At 72.9% G+C, this 26522-nt stretch carries 22 protein-coding genes and 1 pseudogene; 10 read left to right on the top strand and 13 right to left on the bottom strand.

Translation table 11 applies throughout. The features are described from left to right. Positions 1-32 precede the first annotated feature (32 nt). The 5 genes from QJS33_RS10195 to QJS33_RS10175 all read left to right on the top strand — a co-directional run bounded on the left by QJS33_RS10195 (position 33) and on the right by QJS33_RS10175 (position 4690). A complete protein-coding gene (locus QJS33_RS10195; RefSeq protein ID WP_306367653.1) occupies positions 33-818 on the top strand; it encodes a response regulator transcription factor in 786 nt (261 codons plus the stop codon). A 371-nt stretch (positions 819-1189) separates the two neighbouring features. After that, positions 1190-2281 carry a phosphate ABC transporter substrate-binding protein PstS gene (pstS, locus tag QJS33_RS10190; RefSeq protein ID WP_306367652.1) on the top strand — a complete coding sequence of 364 codons (1092 nt, stop codon included), beginning with the start codon at positions 1190-1192 and terminating at the stop codon, positions 2279-2281. 165 nt (positions 2282-2446) lie between these two features. Beyond that, positions 2447-3454 (top strand): phosphate ABC transporter permease subunit PstC, encoded by a 1008-nt coding sequence (pstC, locus tag QJS33_RS10185; RefSeq protein ID WP_306367651.1) that lies wholly within the window; start codon positions 2447-2449, stop codon positions 3452-3454. Continuing rightward, positions 3451-4362: a phosphate ABC transporter permease PstA gene (gene pstA, locus QJS33_RS10180; protein WP_306367650.1), complete on the top strand. Its 912-nt coding sequence runs from the start codon at positions 3451-3453 to the stop codon at positions 4360-4362. Before pstC ends, pstA begins: the two co-directional genes overlap by 4 nt. A 112-nt stretch (positions 4363-4474) precedes the next feature. Then, entirely contained in the window at positions 4475-4690 is a 216-nt protein-coding gene (locus tag QJS33_RS10175) for an EF-hand domain-containing protein (protein ID WP_306367649.1), read from the top strand. A 40-nt stretch (positions 4691-4730) separates the two neighbouring features. Here QJS33_RS10175 and QJS33_RS10170 read toward each other — a convergent pair whose 3' ends face one another. Next, positions 4731-5420, bottom strand: a complete 690-nt coding sequence (locus QJS33_RS10170; RefSeq protein WP_306367648.1) for a spermidine synthase — start codon at positions 5418-5420, stop codon at positions 4731-4733. A 103-nt stretch (positions 5421-5523) separates the two neighbouring features. On the opposite strand from QJS33_RS10170, the gene QJS33_RS10165 reads away from it, so the two are divergent. Beyond that, the gene (locus QJS33_RS10165) at positions 5524-5910 is read left to right on the top strand and encodes a MauE/DoxX family redox-associated membrane protein (protein ID WP_372339629.1); all 387 of its coding nucleotides are present in this window, start codon (positions 5524-5526) and stop codon (positions 5908-5910) included. 385 nt (positions 5911-6295) lie between these two features. On the opposite strand, the gene QJS33_RS10160 is transcribed toward QJS33_RS10165, so the two are convergent. Beyond that, positions 6296-8209: a hypothetical protein gene (locus QJS33_RS10160; protein ID WP_306367646.1), complete on the bottom strand. Its 1914-nt coding sequence runs from the start codon at positions 8207-8209 to the stop codon at positions 6296-6298. 160 nt (positions 8210-8369) lie between these two features. After that, a complete protein-coding gene (locus tag QJS33_RS10155; protein WP_306367645.1) occupies positions 8370-8882 on the bottom strand; it encodes a hypothetical protein in 513 nt (170 codons plus the stop codon). 54 nt (positions 8883-8936) lie between these two features. Between QJS33_RS10155 and QJS33_RS10150 the strand changes: the two genes are divergently transcribed. After that, complete coding sequence (locus tag QJS33_RS10150; RefSeq protein WP_306367644.1) at positions 8937-10364, top strand: cellulase family glycosylhydrolase; 1428 nt, start codon at positions 8937-8939, stop codon at positions 10362-10364. A 254-nt stretch (positions 10365-10618) separates the two neighbouring features. On the opposite strand, the gene hisG is transcribed toward QJS33_RS10150, so the two are convergent. From hisG to QJS33_RS10135, 3 genes are all read right to left on the bottom strand, one after another. Next, a complete protein-coding gene (hisG, locus tag QJS33_RS10145) occupies positions 10619-11473 on the bottom strand; it encodes an ATP phosphoribosyltransferase (RefSeq protein WP_306367643.1) in 855 nt (284 codons plus the stop codon). A gap of 77 nt (positions 11474-11550) precedes the next feature. Then, positions 11551-11814: a phosphoribosyl-ATP diphosphatase gene (locus tag QJS33_RS10140; protein ID WP_306367642.1), complete on the bottom strand. Its 264-nt coding sequence runs from the start codon at positions 11812-11814 to the stop codon at positions 11551-11553. A 102-nt stretch (positions 11815-11916) separates the two neighbouring features. Continuing rightward, on the bottom strand, positions 11917-12744 hold the full coding sequence (locus QJS33_RS10135; RefSeq protein ID WP_306367641.1) for an SDR family oxidoreductase: 828 nt from the start codon (positions 12742-12744) through the stop codon (positions 11917-11919). Between the two features lie 141 nt (positions 12745-12885). Between QJS33_RS10135 and QJS33_RS10130 the strand changes: the two genes are divergently transcribed. Then, entirely contained in the window at positions 12886-13587 is a 702-nt protein-coding gene (locus QJS33_RS10130; protein ID WP_306367640.1) for a class I SAM-dependent methyltransferase, read from the top strand. Between the two features lie 219 nt (positions 13588-13806). Here QJS33_RS10130 and QJS33_RS10125 read toward each other — a convergent pair whose 3' ends face one another. Next, a complete protein-coding gene (locus tag QJS33_RS10125; RefSeq protein WP_306367639.1) occupies positions 13807-15813 on the bottom strand; it encodes a hypothetical protein in 2007 nt (668 codons plus the stop codon). 1032 nt (positions 15814-16845) lie between these two features. Between QJS33_RS10125 and QJS33_RS10120 the strand changes: the two genes are divergently transcribed. Beyond that, positions 16846-19212, top strand: a complete 2367-nt coding sequence (locus tag QJS33_RS10120) for a trehalase-like domain-containing protein (RefSeq protein WP_306367638.1) — start codon at positions 16846-16848, stop codon at positions 19210-19212. A 192-nt stretch (positions 19213-19404) separates the two neighbouring features. On the opposite strand, the gene QJS33_RS10115 is transcribed toward QJS33_RS10120, so the two are convergent. The 6 genes and pseudogenes from QJS33_RS10115 to QJS33_RS10090 all read right to left on the bottom strand — a co-directional run. Next, entirely contained in the window at positions 19405-20100 is a 696-nt protein-coding gene (locus tag QJS33_RS10115) for a hypothetical protein (RefSeq protein WP_306367637.1), read from the bottom strand. A gap of 229 nt (positions 20101-20329) precedes the next feature. Next, positions 20330-21736 (bottom strand): dihydrolipoyl dehydrogenase, encoded by a 1407-nt coding sequence (gene lpdA, locus QJS33_RS10110; protein ID WP_306367636.1) that lies wholly within the window; start codon positions 21734-21736, stop codon positions 20330-20332. A gap of 327 nt (positions 21737-22063) precedes the next feature. Further along, the gene (locus QJS33_RS10105; protein WP_306367635.1) at positions 22064-22729 is read right to left on the bottom strand and encodes a hypothetical protein; all 666 of its coding nucleotides are present in this window, start codon (positions 22727-22729) and stop codon (positions 22064-22066) included. A gap of 78 nt (positions 22730-22807) precedes the next feature. After that, positions 22808-24376 (bottom strand): hypothetical protein, encoded by a 1569-nt coding sequence (locus QJS33_RS10100; protein ID WP_306367634.1) that lies wholly within the window; start codon positions 24374-24376, stop codon positions 22808-22810. A gap of 113 nt (positions 24377-24489) precedes the next feature. Then, positions 24490-25593, bottom strand: coding sequence for a winged helix DNA-binding domain-containing protein (locus tag QJS33_RS10095; protein WP_306367633.1), 1104 nt, complete (start codon positions 25591-25593; stop codon positions 24490-24492). 316 nt (positions 25594-25909) lie between these two features. Continuing rightward, positions 25910-26353: pseudogene (locus QJS33_RS10090) on the bottom strand (MFS transporter); the annotation flags it as partial. Here QJS33_RS10090 and QJS33_RS10085 point away from each other — a divergent pair. Further along, a partial coding sequence (locus QJS33_RS10085; protein ID WP_306367632.1) for a hypothetical protein occupies positions 26240-26522 on the top strand: 283 nt, incomplete at its 3' end. The pseudogene QJS33_RS10090 and the gene QJS33_RS10085 sit on opposite strands and share 114 nt — an antisense overlap.

Here is a 26522-nt window from a genome sequence, read left to right as displayed (position 1 = left end):
CACGCCCTCCCCGACGAAGTGGAACCACGACCATGACCGCGCTCCCCGCATCCACGTCCGTCCCCCGCCCCGCGGGCGCCCCGGACGACGCGGTGGAGCGCGCCGAAGGTCCGCTGCGGGTCCTGCTGGTGGAGCCGGAGTCGGAGCAGTCGCACCAGCTGGTGCTCTCGCTCAGCGGCCACGACGTGGACATCACGGTGTGCGTCGACGGGGCCGAGGCCCTGCTGCGGGTGGGGTTGCTGCGCCCGGACACGATCGTGACCAGCGCGACCCCGCCCGAGGTGGACCTGGAGACACTGGTGCGGGTGACCCGGCGGGCCACCGACATCCCGATCCTCATCGGAGTGGGCCCCGGCGACTCCCAGCGCGCACTGCGCGCGCTGGCCGCCGGGGCCACCGCCTGCGTGAACCGCCCCTACCGCATCCCGGAGCTGGCCGCGCTGCTGCGCGGCTCGCTGCCGGGGGTGGACGTCGGCGGCTCCCTGGAGCACGTCTCCGGCCCCGGCCCGTCACTGCGTTCGGGGGCCCTGGAGCTGGACGCCCTGGGACACCGGTTGTTCGTGGACGGCCATCCGGTCGACCTGGCGCTGCGGGAGTTCGGGATCATGGACTTCCTGCTGCGCCACCACGGCCGGGTGGTCAGCCGCGAGGAGTTGTGGACCGAGGTCTGGCACAAGCCCCTGCCCCCGGTGAACAACACCATCGCCGTGCACATCCGCCGCCTGCGCCACAAACTGGGCGACTCCGAGGCCCGTCCGAGGTTCATCCACACGGTGCGCGGGATCGGTTATCGATTGGACACTGCGAACGGCGGATAGGCATGCTCTGAGCTTTCTCCAAGGGTCCCCCGGAACACCCGGGGCGACCCCTTGTTCATGTTCACGTCACTTCTTTCGAAGACGCATGCGAAAGTGAACGAGGGAAAAATCCCGAATATCGGAGCGATGACCTCGCACCCCCCGCCCCGCTTGGCATACCCGCAGGTCATCACAGTGGGCTTCACTACGGCAACGCCCCGGACACAGAACCATCACACATTGCTCGTTACCTAAACGTGACCAGCATTCACCCTCCATTCACCCGACTTCCACCGAAGGTCTGCCATTTCGATGGCGACACGACTTTCTCCGCGTTTAACGTCGTTTCACGTCAGCCCCGACAGCGGTGATTCAACGAGGAGAACTTCGACATGCGCAACGGGCGTTCCAAGCTCGCCGTCCTGGCGGCCATCCCCCTGCTCGCCACTGCGTGCGGCGGTGGAGACGACACCGACGGTGGCACCGGAGGTGGCGACGCCGCCGAGCAGCTCAGCGCTTCGCTGACCGGCGCGGGTGCCAGCTTCCCCGACCCGCTCTTCCAGGACCTGATCTACACGTACAACAGCGACGTTCAGCCCGGCGTCCAGATCAACTACCAGAGCGTCGGCTCCGGTGCCGGCGTCGAGCAGTTCCTGGAGCAGACCGTCGACTTCGGCTCCTCCGAGGAGCCCCTGAGCGACGAGGAACTGGCCGACGCCGCGGAGGCCCGCGGCTGCGACGCCGTCCAGTTCCCGGTGGTCTTCGGCGCCGTCGTCATCGCGTTCAGCAACGAGGCCCTGGACGGCCTGGTCCTGGACGCCGAGACGATCGCCGGGATCTACTCCCGCGAGATCACCACCTTCGACGACCCGGCGATCGCCGAGCTCAACCCCGACATGGAGCTGCCGGACGACGAGATCGTCCCGGTCCACCGCTCCGACGGCTCCGGCACCACCTACGTGTTCAGCCACTACCTGAACACCGAGGTCGAGTCCTGGGCCGACGAGTACGGCGAGGGCAAGGAGCTCGACTGGGCCGACGGCCTGGTCGGCGGCCAGCAGAACGACGGCGTCACCCAGGGCATCACCCAGAACCCGGGCGGCATCGGCTACGTCAACCAGTCCTTCGCCCAGGAGGCCGGACTGCCCGTCGCCCACATCGTGAACGAGGACGGCAACCCGATCGAGCCCACCCTGGAGGCCACCATGACCGCCTCCGAGGAGGTCGAGGTCCCGGAGAACTTCCAGTTCGCGATCGACAACGTCGGCGGTGACGGCTACCCGATCGCCGGCTCCAACTGGATCTTCACCTACACCTGCGGCTACGAGCAGGCCAACGCCGACGCGGTCATCGACTTCTGGACCTGGGCGCTGACCGACGACGGCGCCCGCGACATCGCCGGCGACCTGGGCTACGCCCCCCTGGGCGAGGGCCTGACCGAGCGCGTGGTCGCCGAGCTGGAGAAGACCAACTCCGCCAACTAGCGCGGACCCCCTCCCCGAGGCGCGAGGGACCCCCTCACCCTCCCGGAGACCCTGCAAGGCGGCCGGGCCACCCGGCCCGGCCGCCGCCTTTCGCCCCTCTTCCGCCCCGTGGTGCCGGGGCGGGGACGCTCTCCACTCCCCACGAAAGCCACAGAGGAGAAGCACATGCCCACCGAGGCCCCCGAGGCCCCGCAAGCCCCCGAGGACTCCCCGCGGAGGACCCTGGTGGCCGGCAGAGGGCGGCTGGCCGACCCGATCTTCAAGTGGACCGTCGCCGCCTGCGGGACCGTCGTGCTGGTCATCCTGGCGCTGATGGTCATCCGGACCACCACCGAGGCGTGGCCGGTCTTCGTCAAGGAGGGCTTCTTCGGCTTCCTCCTGGGCGAGACCTGGGACCCGGGCGGCTCCCGCGACGAGATCACCGGTACCTACGGCGCCTGGCCGTTCATCTACGGCACCCTGCTCACGTCGGTCATCGCGATCGCCATCGCGCTGCCGCTGGCGATCATGGTCGCCGTCTACCTCACCCACGTCGCCCCGCGCCGCATCGCCAAGCCGCTGTCCTACACGGTGGAGCTGCTGGCGGCGGTGCCCAGCGTCATCTTCGGCCTCTGGGGCCTGCACTGGTTCCTGCCGAACGTGATGCGCCCCTTCTTCGACCTGGTCGAGTCCACCCTGGGCTGGTTCTTCCTCTTCGAGGGCCCGGTTCGCGGCGTCGGCTACTTCCCCGCGGGCATCGTGCTGGCCATCATGATCCTGCCGATCATGACGGCCATCATCCGCGAGGTGATCGCCGTGCAGCCGCTGGAGCAGCAGATGGCCGGCTACGCGCTGGGCTCCACCCGGTGGGAGGTCATCACCAAGGTGGTGCTGCCCTCCAGCTTCTCCGGCATCGTCGCCGCGACCATGCTGGGCCTGGGCCGCGCCCTCGGCGAGACCATCGCCGTCCTGATGCTGATCGGCGGCTCCCAGGCATGGGGCGCCAGTCTCTTCGGCGCCGGCAGCAGCATGGCCTCGCACATCGCAGCGACCTTCGGCGAGTCCTCGCCGGAGGCCCGGACCGGGCTGATGGCGATCGGTGTCGCCCTGTTCCTGGTCACGATGATCATCAACATCCTGGCCCGCGTCGTCGTGTGGCGGCTGGGGCAGTTCACGGGAGACGCCGCCGTATGAGCACCGCGACCACCACACCCCCGACCCCGGCGCAGCACGTCCCGCTGAGCGTGCGCCCGCCCGGCTCCGGCTTCCGGCGGTTCAAGAACCGCTCGGCCACGGTCATCCTGACCGGCGCGATGATCATCGCGATGATCCCGCTGATCCTGATCATCTTCGAGGTCACCCGGCGCGGCATCGGCGTGGTGAACCTGGAGTTCCTCACCGCCACCGAGCCCCCGCCCCGGCGCGAGGGCGGCGGCTACGCGGCCGGGTTCGTCGGAACGCTGTACATCATGGCGCTGGCGGTCGCGATGTCGATCCCGTTCGGCATCGCCACGGCCGTGTACATCGTGGAGTACGGCCCCAACCGGCTGACCGGCGCGATCCGCTTCTTCACCGACGTCATGACCGGTATCCCGTCGATCTTCGTGGGCCTGTTCGTCTACGGCCTGCTGGTGGTCGGCTGGGGAGGACTGGGCTTCGGCACGTTCGTGGGCGCCGTCGCCATCGCGGTGATGATGCTGCCGATCGTCACACGTTCGGCCGAGGAGATGCTGCGGCTGGTGCCGAACGAGATGCGCAACGCCAGCTACGGCCTGGGCGCCCGCAAGTGGCAGACCATCGTCCACACGGTGCTGCCCGCCGCCGCCCCCGGTCTGGCCACCGGCTCGATGCTCGCGGTCGCCCGCGGCATCGGCGAGACCGCGCCGCTGCTGCTGACGGCGTTCGGCACCGGCATCATCGTCACCGCGTTCCAGGGCTCGCCCCAGGGCGCCGTGCCGATGCAGCTGTACCGCGGCGCCTCCCAGCCGTTCGAGGCCGGCATCGACCGCGCGTGGGGCGCGGCGCTGTGCCTGTTCGTGCTGGTGGTGCTGTTCACGATCCTCGCCCGCTGGATCGGCTCCCGGGCCTCGGTCGGCAAGTGATCTGACCCGGCGCCCCGACGCAAGGGCCGCACCGGCGCGAGAACCGCCCGGCGCGGCCCTTCGTCATACCGGTAGCCTTTCCGCACCGACAGACCCCCGACTGGGAGAGACAATGCCCGAGACCTCCGAGTACGCCGCCACGTTCGCCCTCGTCGACACCGACGGCGACGGCCGCATCTCCGCCTCCGAGCTGGTCGCCCTCATGCGCAACCTCGGCGACGAGTGCACCGACGAGCAGGCCGCCGAAGCCGTCGGCGCCATGGACACCGACGGCGACTCCCGTATCTCCCTGGAGGAGTTCGCCCGCTTCATGTCCTCCCGGAACTGAGGACCCCGGGGCCGGCGGTGACGCCGGCCCCGTTCTGCGGTCAGGGCTCCCGGGCGAGGTAGACGGTGTCGGGGATGCTGTGGGCCACCGTCACCTCGATCGCCTCCACGTGGGTGAAGCGCTCGCGCAGCAGGACCTCGAAGGGCTCCACCGGGTTGGCGCTCCAGAACGCCAGCACCCCGCCCGGGGCCAGCAGCCCCTTGAGCAGGTCCAGCCCCGACGCCCGGTACAGCCGGCCGTTGGCCTCGGTCACGGTCCAGTCCGGGCCGTTGTCGGTGTCCAGGCAGATCGCGTCGTAGCGCTGCGGCCGCCCGGCCGCCGCCTCGGTCCAAGCGACGATGTCGGCGTTGTGCACCCGACAGCGGGGATCGCGGTGCACGTACGCCGCGGCCTCGCCCAGTTCGCCGTCGTGCCAGGCGATGACCTGCGGCTCCAGCTCGACGACCTCCACCAGGGAGACCCGGGGGTCGTCCAGCGCCTCCCGGGCCGAGAAGCCCACCCCCAGCCCGCCGATGAGGACCCGCGCCCGGGAGCGCCCCCGCGGTAGCGCGGCCAGGCTCGCGCGCACCATCTCGCGCTCCGAGGTGCCGTCCCGGGTGTCCATGAGGAACACCCCGTTGCTGTAGATCTCGTAGTGTGCGCCCACCCGGCGCAGCACCAGGTCACCGCCCGTCTCACCCGTGACACGGGCGAGCGTCTCCTTCTCCTCCGCCACCTGTGGTGTCTCCATCCCGCCATTGTGCCCGCCGGGGCACCCACCGTGTCGGCCGGTCAGGGAATCCCTGAGGGCGAGGGCCTTCCGCATTTTATGACCCGCAGGTAACTTGGGAGCCGTGACGACGAAACTGCGCACGGCCGCCCCGTACGCCCTCGGCTGCCTCTTCCTGGTCTCGGGTGTGCTGCACTTCGCCGCCCCGAAGCCGTTCGAGGCGATCATGCCGCGCTCCCTGCCCGCCCCGCGGACCTGGGTGTACGGCAGCGGCGTCGCCGAGGCCGTCTGCGGTGTGGGTCTGCTGACCCGCCGCCGCTGGGCGGGCCCGGCCAGTGCGGCCCTCCTCCTCGCCGTCTGGCCCGCCAACATCCGGATGGCCATGGACTCCGGCACGGGCCGCCTCCCGGGCCCGGCCGACAACCGCCTCGTCGCCTGGGGCCGCGTCCCCCTCCAGATCCCCCTGATCTGGGCCGCCCTCCAGTCCCGCCCCGAGTCCCCGGCCTCCTAGGACGTGTTCGGCGGATCGCTCCGGGCCCGCCCGTCGCCCGCCCGTCGCCCGCCACCGCCCGCCCGTCGCCCGCCACCGCCCTCAACGGACGCCTGCGGCGCGGTACCTCCCGCTTACGGACGCCTGCGGCGCGGTGCCTCCGCGGAGCCCGTCAGGCCGCCTCCCGCCGTGCCGCCTGCGCCCGGACGGACGCCCCGGGCGGCCCGCCGTGCGACACCGCAGAGCCCGCGCGGCACCGCACGGTAGAGGCACCTCCGCCGGGACGTCCTGTGGGAGATCGCCCGACCGCCTCTCCCGGCACCCGGCGCAAGCACCGAGCCGCACGAGGGCATCCGCCGAACACGCCCCGGTCGGGCCCACGGCACAGCGGTATGGTGCGCGGCGGTCAGGACTTCCAGGACGGGCCCCACCCGCTGCTGTCGGAGACGCCCTCCGGCATGGGCTCCAGCAGGCCGGCACCGGGCGGCTCACGGTCCGTCCCAGGGCCCTCGGCGAGCGACGGCTCCGCCTCGACCTCCCACCGGTCCGCGGGAGGCGGCGGCACCAACGAGGCCCCCGGCGGCACACTCGCCTCGCCGCCCCCGAAGGCGTCCCACGCCTCCTGCGCCCCGGTGGCCCCGGCCGAACCCGATCCACCGTGTCCTGGGGTACCGCCCCCCACGTCGGCGGACCGTCGGCCTCCCGGGACGTCGCCGGCCCCGGGGGCACCATACGTGTCAGGGCCCTCGGCCACACCCGGAGCACCAGCGCCAGCGGACCCGACCGCACCGCCGTACCCGGGAGCACCGTACTCACCAGCAGCATCGCCGTACCCTGCGGCGCCATGGGCACCGTGAGCACCCGGGGCACCGGTAGGCGCCCAGCCACCCGGAGCCTCACCCACACCGGGCACACCAACAGCACCGCCGTACCCGGGAGCACCATACTCACCAGCAGCACCGGCATCCCCAGCGGCACCGTGGGCACCCGAAGGCCCGGCCGGGCCGGGCGCACCGGTGCCCGTGTCGGCGGGGCCGCCGTGGCCGTGGGTGCCGGAGGTGCCCTCGTAAGCCGCGGCGGCGTGTGCGCCGGAGGCGCCCGAGGCGCGGACGGGGCTCCAGGAGTCATCGGCGTCCGGCCGCCGGTCGGCCGGGGCGTCCCGGGGTTCGGGAGGGCCCGGCGTCGGCGTCACGTCGGCCGGGCTCCAGTCCTCCGGCGGCACGTCCACCACCGGGGACGTCTCCTCCTGGCTCTGCACGAGCGGATGCACGACGGTGCCCGCCGGATGCACCCGCCCCCACCAGGCGGCGGCCTCATCGCGCCCCAGCTCCTCCTCGATCCGCAGCCACCCCGGGATGTGCGGGTGGCGGCGGCCGGTCCGCCAGGTGTGCTTGAGGGAGATCGGCTCCAGCACCAGCACCCGCTCCCCGTCGACGAACGGCACCGACCCCGGCGTCGCCTCGTTGCCCACCCACATGCCGTCGCCGCCGACCAGGTCCCATTCGCCCTCGACGATCGACAGCCGCGGGTCGTCGCGCAGGTCGGTGGCGGAGGCCACCCAGTCCGGCATCGGCCGCTGCCCCGGCACCCCCCGGCCCTCCGGCCCGATGAGCGCGTCGGCCAGCAGCGTGTGCAGCTGGAAGTTGTCCCCCACACCGTCGAAGCGCACCCGGAAGGCACGCCCCGACGTCCGGTCCAGGACGAGCATCCGGTCGGCTTCGGCCATCAGCAGCAGCTCGTACACCTCGCCGAACTCCTCGACGTGGCGGCGCATCCGGGAGGACAGCACCTGTAGTTCGGCGAGCCCGCGCGGGTCCGCGCGCAGCGCGGCGCGCACCTCGGCGTCGCTCAACACGGCGCGGATCGCGATCCCGTACGGCTGCATGGTCGCCCACGAGGCGAGCGAGTACATGTCGGCGTCACCGAGCACCGGGGTCACCCGCGCCCGGTGCGACTCACCGGTCTCCCGCGGGTGCGGCGGGTCGTCCCCGCCCGTCGACTCCCAGGCCTCCGCGAACCGCAGCGCCTGCGCACCGACCTCGCGGGCGCGGCGGGTGATCTCGACCCCGGCGGGCCCGGCCGGGGTCCCCACCTCGACGAGGGCGCCGCACAGCACCGCCAGATCGGCGACGGCCCCCAGGGCGATCCGATCCGGCGTGCGCAGGCGCTCGGCGATGGCCGCGAGCGCCGCGACCCGCTCCGCGACGGGTACGTGCCCGGCCAGCTGGAACAGCGTTCCGGCGAGCGGTAGAACGTCGTGGGGCCGCGACTGGGCGGCCTCGACGACGTCGGCGACGGCGCGGCGGAAGTCTTCGATCATGCGGGCATCGTGACACAGTCCTCCGTCAGTGCCGGAGTCCTCCCCCGGAAACGACCACCTTCGGCCACGGGTGATCACCAAGGGCGAACGGTACGTAAACACCATCGAACCGGCGAACGACGAGTTCGGGTGTGTCCGAAACCCCGTCCCCCTGGGGCCTTCAGGCCGTCGCCGCCACCCGCGGCCGGACCGCCAGCCGTGCGAATCCGCAGATCCAGCCCAGTGTCGAACCCCACAGCAGCCCGGTGACCAGCCCGCCCGCGAGCATCGCGTACCACCCGACGGGACCCAGCCCCATCTCCCAGGCGGGCACCAGGGAGCGCGGCACCCCGGCGGCCGCGGTCCCGAGGACGAACGCGCCCCACCCGGCCAGGAACACCCGCCCGGCGGAGGCGCCGGGGCGGCGCGCCACGGACCGCGCGGTCGCCCACCACACGACGGCGACGAGCACGGCCACCCCGGCCAGCTCGGTGGCGAACACCGACCACGGCTGTTCGCCCAACGGCGTGAACCGCAGCCGGGGCACGGCGAACGGCGCCCCCAGGGCGCCGGGCAGCAGCAGCCAGGCGCTCCGCGCGCCCGACCAGGCGAGGAATCCGGTGGAGCCGAACAGCAGGCACGGCAGCAGCGCGACGGCGGACGTGACCGCCGGGATATTGCGAATAAGATTCACGTTTTGCAGGATAGTGACGCACGTCTCCTTCCCCCACCCCCCGAAGGACGCGACTTGAAACGTCTTCCGGCGGTCCTCGCCGTCCTGCTCCTGCTCCCCGGCCTGCTCGCCGCGGCCACCCGGCACACCCCCGGCCCCACCCGCTACATCACCGACGATCAGGGCCGCGCCCTGTTCCTGCACGGCTTCAACACCTCCGGCTCGGCCAAGTCCGACCCGGACCGCCTCCCCTGGATCACCGAGGACGCCGTCCAGACCGAGTACGACCTCATGGGCACCAACTTCGTCCGCCTCCTCATCCAGTGGCAGGCCCTGGAGCCCGAACGCGGCGCCTACGACGAGGACTACCTCGACGCCGTCGCCGAACGCGTCGACTGGTACGCCGAACGCGGCTACCACGTCCTCCTCGACATGCACCAGGACCTGTACGGCCGCTACACCAGCCCCCGGGAGCACTCCGGCAACGGCGCCCCGCGGTGGGCCACCCACAACGACGGCCTGCCGGTGGAGTCGCAGGACATGTGGGAGCTGGTCTACCTGGAGCCGGGCGTCATGCGCTCCTTCGACCACTTCTGGAACACCACCGGCGACCACCCGGCCCTCATGGACGACTACGCCGCCGCCTGGAACCGCGTGGCCGCCCGCTTCGCCGACGAGCCCGCGGTCCTGGGCTACGACCTGATGAACGAACCGTTCGGCGGCAGCCTCCAGGGCCCGGACTTCGAGTCCGGCCCCCTGGCCGAGCTGTACCGGCGGTGCCTGGAGCGCATCCGCGAGGCCGACCAGGACGCCTGGATCTTCGTCGAGGGCCAGGCCGTGGGCGTCAACTGGGGCTTCCCGTCCGCGCTCCCCCACCTGGAGGACCCGCGCGGGGGCGAGCCCCGCATCGTCTACGCCCCGCACGCCTACCCGCTGCCCATGGACCTCGGACAGCCCTACGAGGGCGACTCCCGCGCGACCGTGGACAACAGCATCGACCTGTGGTCCGACAGCGTCCGCGTCACCGCCGAACGCCTGGAGGCGCCGATCGTGCTGGGCGAGTTCGGCCTGGACATGTCGGGCCCGGGCGCGGACGCCTACGTGCGCCGCATGCTGGAGGAGACCGAGTCGATGGCCGCCGGCCGCGCCTACTGGTCCAACGACCACGACGGCTGGGGGCCGTGGGCGGACACCGACCTCACCCCGGGGCCGCTGGTGGAGGTCATGTCCCGCGCCTACCCGCGGGCGGTGGCGGGACGGCCGGTGGAGGTCTCCTACGACGCCGGCTCCGCCGAGTTCCGCGTCCGGTTCACCGAACGCGAGGGCGTGTCGGGGCCCACCGAGATCCACCTCCCGGAACACGCCTTCCCCGACCACGAGCTCACCGTGGACGCCCCGGACGGCTGGACCTCCGAATGGGACGAGGAGCGCCGCGTGCTGTCCGTCGCCATCCCGGACCACGGGGAGGGCACGGAGTACACCATCACCGTCGTCCCGGCCTGAGCCGCACCGCTCGCACCGGTCGGCCCGGTGGCGGACGGCCGAAAACCCGACCCGACCCGGAACCGGGACTCACGGCCGGACGCACGAAGGGGCTCGCGGTTCCCCGCGAGCCCCTCGGTCATCCGTCGCCCCAAGGCGTGTTCCGTGACCGCCACCCGGCACCCGAGCGGACACACCATCCGCGGAACGCACCCGGCAGGCCGCGGGCGCGACCGCCCACCGCGCGATCGGATACCTCATCCGCGGAATTCGCCCTACAGGCGGCAGGCGTAGATGTCCGTCACCAGGATCGCCCGGGCGCCCAGCTGCCACAGGTCGTCCATGATCCGCTGGGCGTCCCGGCGCGGCACCATCGACCGCACCGCCACCCAGCCCTCCCGGTGCAGGGGGGACACCGTCGGGCCCTCCATGCCGGGGGTCAGCGCCACCGCCGCCTCCAGGCGTTCGGCGTGCACGTCGTAGTCCATCATCACGTAGTCGCGGGCGACCAGGACACCGCGCAGCCGCCGCAGCAGGGTGTCGAACTTGGCGTCGGGCTCGGCGTTCACGGGGCGGATCACCACCGCCTCCGACACCAGGATCGGCTCCCCGAACGTCTCCAGCCCGGCCTGGCGCAGCGTGGTGCCGGTCGACACCACGTCGGCGACGGCGTCGGCCACCCCCAGCTGGACGGAGCTCTCCACCGCCCCGTCCAGGTGGATGACGCGCGCGTCGACGCCCTCCTTCTCCAGGTAGGAGCGGAGCAGCCCGTCGAACGACGTGGCGATGCGCTTGCCGTCGAGGTCGGCGACGCTCATGTTCGCGCCGTTGGGCGCGGCGAACCGGAACGTGGAACCGCCGAACCCCAGCGGCAGCACCTCGTCCACGGGGGCCCCGGAGTCCAGCAGCATGTCGCGGCCGGTGATCCCGGCCTGGAGGATGCCCTCGCCGACGTACACGGCGATGTCCTTGGGGCGCAGGAAGAAGAACTCGGTCTCGTTGTCGGGATCGACCATCACCAGGTCGCGGCTGCTCTTGCGCTGCCGGTAGCCGGCCTCGCGCAGCATCTCGACGGCGGGCTCGGACAGCTGGCCCTTGTTGGGCACGGCGATTCTCAGCATGTCGGGCATGTGTCTGGCTTTCGTGTCGGCTCTGCGTGGTCCAAGACGTCTATTGGCCGTACGCGCCGTGGTCGGGGCGCGCCGACCTACAGATGCTTGTAGACGTCTTCCAGCCGCAGGCCGCGGGCCAGCATCAGGACCTGGAGGTGGTAGAGGAGCTGCGAGATCTCTTCGGCGGCCTGCTCGTCCGATTCGTACTCGGCGGCCATCCAGACCTCGGCGGCCTCCTCGACGACCTTCTTGCCGATGGCATGGACGCCGGCGTCGAGCTGGGCGACGGTCCCGGACCCCTCGGGTCGGGTGCGCGCCTTCTCGGACAGCTCGGCGAACAGCTCTTCGAAGGTCTTCATGGTGTCTTTCCTCGACCGACAGTGCACTGACAAGCCTAGGCGGTGCGGTGACCATCCGCGGCACGCGGGGTCGGACGTCTCACCATGCGGTCACGGAGTACGTCACACCATGCGGCGGGCCACCAGCCGCACCAGGGAGCGCGGCAGGACCTTGAGCAGACCGTCGGCGGTCTTGTACTGGGCGCCGGGGACCACGTGGGAGCGCCCGGCGGCCCAGGCCCGCAGCGAGTCGCGGACGATGTGCTCCTTGGGCACGAACGCGAACTCGGGCAGCCCCTTCTCCTGCACGCCCCGGGTCATGTCGGTGCGCACGAACCCGGGCAGCACCACGGTGACGGACACGCCCCTGCCCCGCACCTCGGCGGACACGCTCTCGCTCCACAGGGTGAGGAACTTCTTGCCCGCCCCGTACACCGAACCGCCGGGGTTCACGGCGGGTTCCCCGGCCAGTGAGGACACGGTGACGACGCCGAGCCTCGCCTTCTCCCCGGCCTCGCGGCGGGCGATCTGCACCGGCAGCACGGCCCGGGTCAGTTGCAGGACGGCCCGCACGTTGAGGTCGAGCATGGCGTCGATGTCGGCGGGCTCCTGCTCGGTGAACACGCCGCCGTCGCCGCGCCCGGCGTTGTTGACGAGCAGGTCGACGGCGGGGTGCTCCCCGGTGCCGTCGGCGGTGAGGCGCCCGATGACCGCGTCCACCCCGGCACGCGAGCCGAGGTCGGCGGGGAGGACCTCGACGGAGGTGCCGTAGAGGTCGCGGATCTCCTCGGCCAGCGACTCCAGCAGTTCCCTGCGCCGGGCCACCAGCACCAGGCCGTAGCCGCGCTGGGCCAGGCGGCGCGCGTACTCCTCGCCGATACCGGAGGAGGCGCCGGTGACCAGCGCGGTACGCGGGTGTCCGGTGCCGGTGCCCTCGTCCGCTTCGCTCATGGGGCCAGCCTAGCCACCACGGTCCGCGCGGGGGAGGGGCCGGGGTTCCCGGGCGGGCCGTGGGATGGTCCACACCGGCAATTCACGGCGCGGAATCACCGGTGCCTCCCATCGGGGGCCGCCAGGGGTTAGCGTTCGGATATGTCCGAGACAAAGAGCACCGCCGGACCCCTCGCCGCCCTCGACGAGCGCCTGCGTGACACCAGGCTGTTCTTCACCCAGGCGCTGCGGACGTTCCATGCCACCGGCTCCATCCTGCCCAGCAGCCCCGCGCTGGCCCGTGCGATGGCCGAACACGTCCGTGTCCGCCCGGTACCCGACGAGCCGCTGCGGATCATGGAGGTGGGTGCGGGGACGGGGGCGATCACCCGCGGGATCGCCGCCGCCATGCGCCCGGGGGACACCGCCGACCTGGTGGAGGCCAACCCCGAGTTCGCCGCCCACCTCGAACACCTGCTGGAGACCGACCCGGCGCTGTCGCCGATCGCCCCGCAGGCGCAGGTGCACGCCAAGCTGGTCGGCGACATGGGCACCGACCGCACCTACGACGTGATCCTGTCGGGGCTGCCGTTCGCGAACTTCACCGCCGACTCCGTCCGGGAGATCCTGGAGTACTACTTCGAGGTGCTGCGCCCGGGCGGTCACCTGTCCTTCTACGGCTACCTGTACACGAAGGAGGTGAAGGCGGTCATCGCCCGGCGCGAGGACTACCTGCGCCAGGCGCGCACCAGCTGGGTGGTGCAGGACTGGATCGACCGGTACGGCGTCCGGTCCGACAGGGTGATCGCCAACATCCCGCCCGCGTTCGTGCACCACCTGCGCAAGCCCGACAAGACCCCGTGACCTCCGGGGCCCGTCCTCGTGAACTGCTCCCTGGAAGTTGGACTGGAAATCCAGTTCCATCGACCAGGGAGCAGTCCCATGAAAGCGAACAGCTCGCTCACCCCCTCCCAACGCGAGGCAGCGATAGCGTGGTTCGAGCAGGGCAGGTCCGATCAATCGGTCCCGCCCCCGCCGAACCGCTTCCCCGCCCCCACGGCAGACCCTTTCAACGGTTCGGTGTCACCCTGTTCCGATCCGCGCGATCGCCCTGTCGAGCAGCGCCAGCAGTTCCCGGTCCCGGACCACGTCGCGCCAGCCGGACGTGTTCGCACCCGGCCGCCGGGGGTCGGCCCGCAGCTCCCGCAGCCTCGGCAGTGCGGGCGCGGCCGCCGCGCCCATCTCCTCCGTCACCCGGACCGCCGCCGGTCCGGTCCACGAGTGCGCCCCGCCGCCCAGCGGTGCGTACCCGCCGTCGAGGAGGGCCGACAGGGCCGCGTCCGCGTCCCCTGTCAGCCGCCAGTACGCCAGGACGGCCGGAGGGTTCCCCTTCTCCGATTCCCCGCGCACCGCGTCGATGTGGCCCGCGGCGGCCGGCCCGACCTCGGCCAACAGGGTCCAGAACGGGGTCCACCGTCGGGGGCCGACCTCCTCCAGCAGTTCCAGGGCGCCTTCCGCATCCCCGGTGAGGCGCCAGAACGCCAACGCGGCCGAGCCGTCGCTCTCGGGTCCCGCGAACCGCCGCACCAGCGGGGCGTGCCGGGCCGCCGCAGGACCCATCTCGGCGAGCACCGCCGACTCCCGAGAGGGGTGGTCCGATTCCTCCAGCAGGGCGGCCACCTCCTCCGCGAGCGGAGCCGCCGCCGGGCCCCATTCCTTGGCCGTGGCCAGGGCGGAGAGCATGCCGTCCTTCGGCCCGCGCAGCAGTTCGGTCAACGCGGGCAGGAACGGCTCGGCCTCGGCCGCGAGCAGGCCCAGCACATCGGGCAGCGCCGGGGAGAAGAGCCACCCGGCGCCGTAGCTCCGCGTGTCGGAGAGCCCGAAGCACGGTTGGTCGGCGCGCTTCAGCAGCAGCGGGACCACCCGCGGATCGCGGAGCCGGGCCAGCGCGAACAGCGCGGCCGCCCGCTCCTTGCCGGGCAGGCGGCGCTCCGCGGTGTCCTCCACCCGGGCGGCGCGCTCGGCCAGGGCGTCCGCCCACGGCGCCGCGGCCTCCCCGGCCACCGAGAGGATCTGGGCCGCCCGCGTCCGCCGCCTCGACCAGGGCTCCGCCAACAGCGGCCCGAGGGTGTCGGCCCATTCCTCCTCGGCGCCCCGGAACTCACCGACCAGCCCGGCGATGAGTTCCACCGCGCCCACCCGGGCCCCGGCCCGTCGGGATCCCAGCAACCGGCGGGCCAGATCCGCGCGGGCGTCGGGGCGGTCCGCCAGGGCGCCGGCGACGCGGTGTCCCAGCGCTCCGGTCAGCGCACGCTCGTCATCGATGTGATCGCCGTACATCGAACGCAGCCACGGCGGCCGGGGCACGTCACCGTCGACCGCGGCCACGGCCAGGCCCGCGGGGTCGTCCGGCAGGAGCAGCGGGCTGCGGAAGCCGATGGTCATCCGCGTGTCCACATCGCCCCGGTCGCGCAGGTCCAGCAGCCACCGCACGTCGCCCTGGCCGAACGCGACCCGCGCCTTCGCCTCCGGATGCCGGTCCGTGAGGGCGGCGGCGGCCTCCACCAGACTCAACCGGGTCACCTCATCGGGCTCGGTCTCCCAGCGGCGCCGGAGCACGGGGAGCATCTCGTCGGCCAGGGCCACCGCCCAGGACAGCACCGCCGCGGCCGAGGCGCGCACCGAGGCCTCGGCATCGTCCAGAAGGGCGACGACCTCCGGGAGCACGGCCTGCCAGGCGGACGGCCAGCCGGGATCCACGAAGCGCGGCCGCGCACACCACCCGCTCGACCCCAACTGCGCCACCAGTTCCAGTGCGTGGGAGCGCACCGCCACGGGCCGGTCGGCCGCGGCCGCCAGTCGCAGCAGGAACGGCAGCAGCGCGGGCGCCGCCGAGCAGATCTGACCGCCCTGGTGGTAGACGTTCGTGTCCAGGTCGAGGAGCGCCCGGTGGGCTTCGCGCTCGTCGCCGGTGAAGGCGGTGGCCAACAGGTCCGGCACGCTTTCGGCACTGCCGTAGACGTCCTCCAGGCCGTCCCACGGCACCTCGTCCAAGCCGTCCAACCCGGGGATGTGTCGGGCCTCGGTCATATTCGTTCTTCTTCGTTCCAGTAGAAGGGGTTCACCCCTCGATGCGGGCGATGGCCCCGCTCCCGGTGAGGACGCCCGGGCGCGCTGCGCCGTTCACACGGACGCGGTGACGCGGCCGCCGTCCCCGCCCGGAACCCGTACCGCCTCCCGGGCGGGCCGATCCCCGGCCGTCTTCGGCGGCGGTGCCCGACCACCGGCCCGCAGGTGCGTGGGCCGGCAGGGTCAAGTCCCCTGGAGTGGTGTAACTTTCGCGCGGGTGCGTTCTTTCAGGTCATCGTGATAGTTGGCTGGCACCGAGCGGCCACCGGGTAACGGCGGCCCGCTGACCGGGATGGCAGAGCCGCCGAGGGCGGCGGGGCACCGGCCCGGCGTGCGCAGGCGGCACTCATCCGTGAGCACAGGGCCGGAAAAGTTACACCACTCGGCGGGACACCATCGCCGGCAGGACGGCTTCCATTTCTGGGAACCGCCCCGGCGTCCCCTGCCACGGTCCACCGACCTCCCGAGTCCCGTTGGTCCGCACGCGCGGTCCGGCGGTGACGGGGCCCGGCCCCCACCGTTCCCGCGGGTCGACGCTGCTGAAAAATCCCGATCGGCCGGTGGCACACGGCACATCGCCCACTCCGCCGAGAAGAGGGCGAGTCCCGGTCATGTCGGCTTTGCGATCTTTCTCCACATTTGCAGCACCCGGCGACTTCCCTCCATCCCGGACACACCCTCGCCATCCACCCGAAACATTCTCAGAGTGATCTGCATCACGTCCATCACGGGCCTCAGGGGCAACAGACCGCAGGTAGTCTCGCGTTGACTTCCGGAGGACCGGATCTTGACGCTGCGCGCGATCCCTTTCATCCACATCCGCGTTAAAAGTTCCTGAGATCTGTTTCAAGTCCCCTGAAGCCCCACCCGCGCCACAAGCCCCGGGTTCTACGTTTTCCACACCAGTTCCGTGTGAACCCGGCGTATGCGTGCGGAGTCCTACAGATCACCCATTTTTCCCAGGTCGTTGCGTGGACCAGCGGAGGAGGCACAGTGACGCTCACCCAGACGGTGAACGCGACCCCGGGCATGCCGGAAGAGCCCACCGGAGCGACCCCCGACCCCTTGTCCATCGATGTGCGCCGTCGGGTGTCGGCGCTGGCCCGTACCCCCCGGCTGCTGGTCGCCTGCGACTACGACGGCGCCCTGGCCCCCCTGGACACCGACCACCGCCCCGACCGCCGCCCCCTGCCCGAAGCCGTCCGCGCCCTGCGCGAGCTGGCCGAACTCCCCGGCACCGTGTGCGCGGTCATCTCCGCCCGCCCCCTGCGCGACCTGGCCGCCCTGTCCCGCCTGCCCGGCGAGGTCCGCCTGGTCGGCGCGCACGGCACCGAGTTCGACACCGACCTGGCCGCGGACCCCTCCGCGCACGGCAAGGCCGAGGCCCTGGAGGTCCTGCGCGACCGGACCGACGCCACCGCCGTGCTGTACATGGGCGGCGGCGACGGCGAGGAACCGGTGTTCCTGCACCTGTCCGGCGCCGACGCCGGCATCCGGGTCGGGGACGCGGACGCGCCCTCGGTGGCCGCCCACCGGGTCGCCGACACCCCGGCCGCCGCCCACCTGCTGGCGCTGCTGGCCGCCGAACGCCGCTCCTGGGTGTTCGGCGAGCGCCCCACCCCGATCGAGCGCATGTCGCTGCTGTCCGACCGGGCCTCGGTGGCCCTGGTGGGCCCCGACGCCCGCCTGCTGTGGCTGTGCCACCCCGAACCCGACTCCCCGGCCCTGTTCGCCGAGCTGCTGGGCGGCCGCTCGGCGGGGGTGTTCGCGATCGCCCCCGCCCACCGGGGCCTGCCCCTGGGCCAGCGCTACGAGCCGGGCACCATGACGGTGCGCACCCGGTTCTCCCGGCTGGAGGTCATCGACTACCTGGCCGCCGACACCGCCCCGGGCCGCACCGACCTGGTCCGGGTCATCACCGGCACCACCCCGGCCGTGGTGGAGTTCGCCCCCCGCCCCGACTTCGGCCGCGCCCCGGTGCGCATCACCGCCAAGGACGACGGGCTGATCGTGGAGGGCGCCGCGTTCCCCCTCGCCCTGCACGCGCCCGGGGTGTCCTGGCGCATCGACCACGACGGCGTCGACGACATCGCCTACGCCACCGTGCAGCCCACCTCCGAACACCCCGTGGTGCTGGAGCTGCGCTGCGGCACCGACTCCCTGGCCGGGGCCGAGCGCCCCGAGGCCGAACGGCGCCGCACCGGCGAGGCCGAGTGGGCCGACTGGCTCAACGCTCTGGCCCTGCCCGAGACCGAGCGGCGGCTGGTGGCCCGCTCCGCGCTGACCCTGCGCGGGCTGTGCACCCCCACCGGCGGTGTGATGGCCGCCGCCACCACCTCCCTGCCCGAGGAGATCGGCGGCATCCGCAACTGGGACTACCGGTACTGCTGGCTGCGCGACGGCGCCCTGACCGTGCAGGCCCTGGTCGACCTGGGCTCCACCGCCGAGGCCGAGGCGTTCCTGGACTGGGTGCATCGCGTGGTGGCCGCCCTGCCCGGCCCCGAACTCCTCAAGCCCCTGTACTCGCTGCGCGGCACCGACCTGGGCCCCGAGGAGGTCGTGGAGTCCCTGTCCGGGTACGCCGGGTCCCGCCCGGTGCGGGTCGGCAACCTCGCCGACCACCAGGTCCAGCTCGACGTGTTCGGGCCGGTCGTGGAGCTCATCGCCCACCTGGCCCGGGCGCGCGGCCGCCTGGCCGACCGCGACTGGGACCTGGTCCGGGAGATGGCCCACGCCGTGGCCCGGCGCTGGCACGAGCCCGACCACGGCATCTGGGAGGAACGCGACGAGCCCCGCCACCGGGTCTACTCCAAGGTGATGTGCTGGCTCACCCTGGACCGGGCCCTGACCCTGGCCGCCGCGTACGGGCGTGCCCCCGATCCCGCGTGGGGGCCGTTGCGGGCCCGGATCGCCGCCGAGGTCGTGGAGCGGGGGTGGAACGCCGAGGTGCAGGCGTTCACCACCGCCTACGACGGCACCGATCTGGACGCGGCCTCGCTGCACATCGGCCTGTCGGGGCTGATCGATCCGTCCGATGCGCGGTTCCAGGCGACGGTGACCGCGATCGAGGCCGAGTTGCGCAGCGGGCCGACGGTGTACCGGTACCACCGCGACGACGGTCTGCCGGGTGGTGAGGGCGGCTTCCATCTGTGCACGGCGTGGTTGATCGAGGCCTATCTGGCGACCGGGCGGCGGGCGGAGGCGGAGGAGCTGTTCGCGCATCTGGTGGACTGCGCGGGTCCGACCGGTCTGTTGCCGGAGGAGTTCGATCCGGTGAGCGAGCGGGCGTTGGGCAACCACCCGCAGGCGTACTCGCATCTGGGTCTGATCCGCTGCGCCCGCCTCCTGGACCAGCACTGACCGGACCCGGACGCGACGAAGGGGCCGTGCCGCGGAACATCCGCGGCCCGGCCCCTTTGGCGCTCCCCGGGGATCGGGAGCGGGTGCCGCCGTCGACGCGGACCCGGGTCCGGTGACCGGGGCCCGGCACGGCGGAGGCCGCCGGCACCGCCGGCGGCCCCGACGCCCGTGTTCCCCACGCCCCGGCCGGGGTCAGCCGCGCACCCGCTCCGCGGCCAGCATCACCACGCGCTCCAGATCCTCGCGCGGCACCTCCTCGCCGTAGGCGATCGCGGTCACGTACAGCTCGCCCGGCAGCGACAGGTACAGGTGCCGGGTGCCGCCGTCCACCGTGCCCACGTACTCCAGGTCGCCGCCCAGGTCGTCGGACTCGTCCGTGTGGTAGGTGTCGACGTCCACGTCGATGTCCACCTCCCAGTTCATCTCCTCCTCGGCGCCCGGCACCGACACCACGTCGGGGCTCAGGCTCGGGTCGACGTTGAAGGTGAACACCAGCGTGAACGTGGCCGCGCCCGGGGTCCCGGTGCCGTCGCTGAACGAGCAGGTCAGCTGCTCGGCGTCGGCGAACCCCTCGACCTCGCCGCGCTCCTCGGCCAGCACGGTCCCCGGGGCGAGGTCCCCGACGACCTCCGCGGCCCCGGCCTCCGCACACGACTCCGGCAGCGCGTACCGCGCGGCCTCCTCCTGCTCCTCCTCGTCCTCCGGGCTCGGGCTCGCGCTCGCCTCCGGGCTCGGGGACGCCTCCCCGTCCCCGGAGAAGAGGTCGAAGTCCGTGTCGAACTCGTCGAACTCGACGACGTCACAGCCGACCAGGACGAATCCGCCGATCACGGCGGCGACGACGGCCGTGCCCAGGCACGACAGGGGGGAGGACGGGATCAGTCGCATGGGTGGCTCTCGATGTTCGGAAGGGGGCCGGACGAAAGGGGACGGTTCCGGCGGGGGACACAGGGAAACTTAGCAAGTCCGCCGCGGTCCGGCACAACAGGACGACGGGCGGCGGCCATGGGCATCCGGCGCCGTCCGCCCGGGGAACACGGTGAAGGGCGCCGGGACCGGTCCACCGGCCCTCGACGCCCTTCGCTCCGCTTGTCCCGGGGGCGGACCCCGGAGACCGCTAGAAGTTGATCATGTGCCCGGACAGCCCGTGCACGGCCTCCTTGACGGCCTCGCTCAGCGTCGGGTGGGCGTGGATGTTGCGCGACACCTCGTGGACGGTCAGGTCCCACTGCTGGGCCAGGGTCAGCTCCGGCAGCAGCTCCGTGACGTCGGGGCCGATCATGTGGGCGCCCAGGATCTCCCCGTACTTGGCGTCGGAGAGGACCTTGACGAATCCGCGGCTGTCGCCGATGCCGTGCGCCTTGCCGTTGGCCATGAACGGGAACTTCGCGACCTGCACGTCGAACCCGGCCTCGCGGGCCTCGTTCTCGGTGTAGCCGAAGCTCGCGATCTGCGGCTGGCAGTAGGTGGCGCGCGGGATGAACCTGTAGTCGATCTCCTGGGTCTCGGCCCCGGCGATGGTCTCCACCGCGACGATGCCCATGGCCTCGGCGGTGTGCGCCAGCATCAGCTTGGCGGTGACGTCGCCGATCGCGAAGATGTGCGGCACATTGGTGCGGCCCCGGCCGTCGATGGCGACGGCGCCCCGGTCGGTGAGCTCCACGCCGGTCTTCTCCAGGCCGTAGCCCTCGACGTTGGGCGCGAACCCGATGGCCTGGAGCAGCTTGTCGGCCTCCAGGACCTGCTGGTCGCCCTCCGTGGTGGTGACGGTGACCTTGACGTTGCTCCCGGTGTCCTCGACGCTCTCCACCCGGGTGGAGGTCAGGACCTTGACGCCGAGCTTCTTGTAGGCGCGGGCGAGTTCCTTGGAGACCTCCTCGTCCTCCAGGGGAACGATGCGGTCGAGGAACTCGACGATGGTGACGTCCACGCCGTAGTTCGCCAGGACGTAGGCGAACTCGACGCCGATGGCGCCCGCGCCGGCGATGATGATGCTGCCGGGCAGTTCGGATTCGAGGATCTGCTCCTCGTAGGTGACGACCCGCTCGGACAGCTGCGTGCCGGGCAGCAGCTTGGTGGAGGAGCCGGCGGCGATCACCGCGTGGTCGAAGGTGACGGTCTCGCTGGAGCCGTCGCCGCCCGCGACCTCGATGGTGTGGTCGTCGACGAAGGTGCCGCGCCCGTCGATCTCGGTGATCTTGTTCTTCTTCATGAGGAAGTGGACGCCCTTGACGCGGCCGTCCGCGACCTCGCGGCTGCGGCTGAACGCCTTGCCGTAGTCGAACTCGACCTTGCCGTCGACCTTGATGCCGAAGAGGTCGGCCTCGTTGGTGAAGAGGTGGGCCAGTTCGGCGTTGCGCAGCAGGGCCTTGGAGGGGATGCAGCCCACGTTGAGGCAGACGCCGCCCCAGTACTTCTCCTCGATGACGGCGGTGTTGAGGCCGAGCTGGGCGGCCCGGATCGCGGCGACGTAGCCGCCCGGGCCCGCGCCGAGAACGACCAGATCGAAGTGTCGCTGCCCCATGACGGGATCTCCTTGAGTGTGCTCGTGACTCACCCAGCGCGGTCGGCCTGCCGGGGTGTCGGATTGCCGAACGCCAGCCTAGTCGGGTCCGTGCTCCCTGTGGGCGACCACGGCCGCCCGCGCCGGTCGGCCCGCGGAACCCGGGGCCCACCTGCGCACTCCCCCGGAGCGGAGTCCGCAGCCGACGCGGCGCCGTCCGCTCCCACGGCCCGCCCGCCGACGCCGGCAGGGGCGCGGTCGGCCCCGGAGCCCGGGTGCTTCCGGGGGTGGGGGCGCTCGCCCGCCGACGGCTACCGGACCGGGTCCCACCGACCCGGCCCGTCCCCCTCAGGGAGCGGTGGGGAACTCGTAGTCCTCGGGGTGGAACTCGACGACCACGGGCTCGACGTCCTCCTCCTCGCGCGCCGTGTGGGCGTCGACGCAGGCCTGATCGCAGTCGTTGACCAGGGGCGGGCGTTCCTGTGGGGTGTTGAGGATGTCGTCGAGGATCTGCTCGCGCGGGTCCTCCCCGTCGGACGTGCCGTCGCCCCCGCCGCCGGCGGGCGCGGTGCCCTCGGCCGGCGGGCCGACGGGGCCCTGGGCGGGAGCCGTCGTGTCACCGCCGACCGCGGAATCGGCAACGGTCTCCTGGGGGGCGCTCTCCTCGGGGTCGGCGAGCAGCGACGTGGTGCGCCGTTCCCCTGTGCCCTGTTCGGGCTCGGTCTCGGTGACCTCGGCCGTGGCGGCGGGCGCGAACGCGTCGGCGACCTCCACCCCCAGGTAGGCGGTGCCGCCCACCACCAGCCCGGCGGCCGCCACCAGCACCGTCCGAGCCCCCCAGGGGCCGCCCCGCCCGGTGGCGGCGCCCTCCGCACCATCGGCGGTGTCCGCGGCCGCAACGGCCCCAGGACCCCCGTCCTCCCCGGCAGGACCGCCCGCCGCTACGGGCTCCTCGGCCGTGGGGGGCTCGGCGGAGACGGGTTCCGGGGTGGTGGTCTCGGTGGATTCGGTCATGGGGGCTCCGGTTTCGGGGGGTCGGGGGATGCCGGGCGTGCCGCGGCGCGCCCGGGTGCCGCCCTCGGCGGCGGGGTCTCACAGGCCGGACACGGTCCCGGGCGGGGGCGGCCACTTCCAGCGCGGCGCCCACGCCCAGCTGTCCGACACCCCCGGCGGCAGCGGCGGCATCAGGTGCGCTCCCGGCGGGCGGCCGTCGTCGGGCGGGACGTACCCCCGGGGTTCGGGTTGCCGCCCGGGGACCGGCCACGGCTCGGGCTCCTGCTCGGCGAGCGGCCACGGCTCCGCCTGCTGCTCGGGGTGCTGCTCGGCGAGCGGCCATGCCTCGGCCTGCTGCCCGGACGGCTGCTCGGGCTGCGGTGCGGGCTCGTCCGCCCACCCCACCGCCTCCCGCGGGTACGCCTCCGCCCACGGACCGTCCGGCGGCTCCTCCTGCGGGGCTCCGCCCAACAGGTCGTCCGACTCCGGTTCCAGGGCCGGGAACGTCGACGACAGCGGACCCGAGTCGACCTCCTCGAAGTGCGCCGCCACCCCGAAGTGCCGGGGCGGCCGGTGCGCGCCGGTGTCCCCGTGTTCGATGGCCGGCGCCAGCGGGTGGCGCACCGATCCGGCCGGGTGCATCCGCGACCACCACCCGGTGGCCTCGTCCGGGTGCAGTTCCTCGACGATCGTCAGGCTGCCCGGGATGTGCGCGTGGCGCCGCCCCGCCCGCCACGAGTGGGCGAGCGTCTGCGGTTCCAGCACCAGTACCCGCTCCCCGTCGACGAAGGGGATGTCGGCCGGGCACGCCTCGTTGCCGACCCAGGTCCCGTCCCCGCCGACCAGGTCCCATTCACCGCGCACCACGTCCGCCAGCGGGTCCGCGGTGCCGTCCAGACAGGCGGCGGTCCACCGCGGGTCGGGCCGGGTGCCGGGCAGCCGCTGCCCCTCCTTGCCGATGAGCGCGTCGGCCAGCAGCGTGTGCAGCTGGAAGTTGTCGCCGATGCCGTCGAACCGGACCCGGAACCCCCGCCAGGAGGCCCGGTCCAGCACCAGCAGGGTGTCCGCCTCGGCCATCCGCAGGAGTTCGCCGACCTCGGCGAACTCGGGCAGCCGGGTGGAGAGGGCGTGCACGATCTGGCTCAGCCCCTCCAGGGCGCCGGAGTCGGCGCGCACGGCCGCCCGCACCTGGGTGTCGCCGAGCATGGCCTTGGCGGCGAGCCCGTAGCGCAGGCAGGTCCACCAACCGACGGTGGCCAGGGGCGCGTTCTCGCCCAGGACCTCCTCGACCCGCTGTTCCTCGGCCTCGCCCACCTGGCTGGGGTGCGGCGGAGCGCCGCCGCCGGTCTTGTCCCAGGCGTGCATGAACGCGGCCGCGGCCTGCCCGTAACTGCCGAGCTGGCGCAGCACCTCCAGCCCCACCTGTCCGGCGGGCGCCCCGGCCTCCACCAGCGCACCGGCCAGCACGGCGAGGTCGGCGGCGATGTCGGCCACGGATTCACAGTCGGACAGCACGGGGGCCAGCGCCTGCATGGCGACGGCCAGCTCCTCCTGCGGGACCTGCGAGGAGAGCCGGAAGACGTCGTGCACGGCCGCGGGAAACCCGGGCGCCTGTTCAGCGGCGGTGTCGAGCACACGTTGGAACGCGGCACGGAACTCTTCAGTCACCCGAGAATCCTTCCATATCACCCCGTATTGTCCGTGGTCCGGATGCATACGTCCACATCAGGACACCCATGAGCAAAGCAGACGGGTGACGGGACCGGGGAAACCGGCGCGGATCAGAGCTCGACGAACCGGACTCCGCGCCCCTCGGGTTCCAGGAACGCCAGGGTGCGCTCGCCCTCGGCGGCGACCGCGTCGCGGTCCGCGGCGGAGATCGGTCCGAACAGGCCGACCTCCAGGTGGGGCGCCGACCCCTGGGTGCGCACCACCTTCCAGGAGGCGCTCACGAACCCGTCCACCAGGACCGTTCCCGGGGGCATGCCGTTGCGGGAGGCCAGCCGGGGCCGGTGTTCGTGCGGCAGCACCCGGCTGCGGTCGGCGTGGCCGCGCAGGATGTTGTCGAAGTCGTAGAGGAAGCGGACCGGGGCGTCGACGTCCTCGCCGGGCCGGGGCGCGTCGGGGAGGTCGAACAGGACGGTGCCGTCCTCGGCCCGCAGTTCGACGAGGCGGTCCCGCAGGCCGTCGAAGACCGGTTTGAACCGGGTGAGCGAGGACCACGCCTGCATGTCCTTGACGCCGGCGGGACCGAACGCCGCGAGGTAGCGCAGCACCAGGCCCTCGGGGTCGGGGTCGGCGTCCATGGCCAGCCCGGTCCAGGTGTCGGCGGGCGCGAACGCGGGCGCCCCGGCGGCGCCCCACACCCCGCGCGGGGGGATCTGCACGAAGGGGAGTCGGTCCTTGACCGCCTGCGCGAGGTGTTCGCCGTTCACCTGCGGCCACCGCTCGGCCAGGACTTCGGCCAGGTCGCGCGGGGTCATGGGGCGGGCGAGGAGGAGGTCGTACCCGGCGCGGGCGATGGCGTCGAGGTCCATGCCGCGGGTGGCCTGGCCGTGTCTGCTGCCGGAGAACCCGCGGTCGATGGCGGGCTGCACGGTGGGGCGCAGGAAACGGCAGTCCTGCGGGGTGACGAGGTGGATGGTGCCGCGCATGAGGGTGACGCGGACCAGCTCCCCGTCGGTGAGCATGCGGCCGACCCGGTGGGGGTCCAGGCCCTCGATACGGTTCTCCAGGCCCAGGTACCAGGTGTGGGTGGTCTGTGCCTGGAGGCCGACCAGGCGGGTGACCACGTCCGCGACGGGCAGGTCGGTGCGGGCGAGGAGGAGCTGCCGGTCGAGTGTGGCCCGGTTCAGCGCGCGATTGCTGAGGACGGTCCCGGCCATGGACGGCTCCCTCGAAGGACTCGGCGGCGGGCGTTCCCCGCACTGTACCGCCCGCCCCCGACATTCCCGGGGGCGCCGCGGTCCGCGCCGGAGGCCGTCCACGGGCCGGGGTGGCGGGGTGGCGGGATGCGCAGGCGGGGACGGACCGTGGATTCGGGGGGTCGTGTTCCACCGGCGCCGGGGCATGCTCCCCCCGAATCCACTCCGGCCCGTCGGCCCCGCCACCGCCGCCACGACCGGCCCGCGGACGGGCCCTCCGGTCTCGGTCACGGACACCATCGGACACCGGCACCGACCGCGTGACGGCAAGGACCCGGACCCCGCCCACCACGAGAGCGGCGAGCACCAACACCACCGCCGCCAGGACCGGCCCGCGGACTCCGACCGCGGCGTAGGCCGCTCCGCCCAGCACCGGCCCGGCGATCGCGCCCAGGTTCAGGGCCACCGTCGCGAACGAGCCGCCCATGGTGGGCGCATCCGTCGCACGCGCCATGATCCGCGCTATCAGGGTGCTCCCCACCGCGAACGACAGCGCCCCCTGGACCGGGGTCAGCGCCACCACCGCGACCGGGTGGGTCGCGGCGGCGGCGAGGAGCCCCCAGCCCAGGAGCAGACCGACCCCGCCCCACACGAGAAGCGGCCGCCAGTGCCGGTCCGCGAGGCGTCCCGACACCCGCACCCCGGCGAAGGCCCCGGCGCCGAACAGCGCCAGCACGACCGGCACCGCGGCCGGGGCCGCTCCCGCCGTGTCGGTGACCAGCGGGGCGAGGTAGGTGAACACGCAGAACGTCGCCCCGTTGACGAGCACCGCGAGCAGCAGGACGACCTGGAGCCGGGCACGGCCGAGCACCGCGAACTCGGCACCCGGACCCGGTGTTCCGGCGCGGGGCCGGCCGCCGCGGCCGGCGGTGCCGCCGCGCTCCATGGCG

Origin of the sequence: Nocardiopsis sp. CC223A, assembly GCF_030766825.1 — a bacterium.
Lineage (GTDB): Bacteria > Actinomycetota > Actinomycetes > Streptosporangiales > Streptosporangiaceae > Nocardiopsis.
This window is presented reverse-complemented; position numbering and strand designations above follow the sequence as displayed.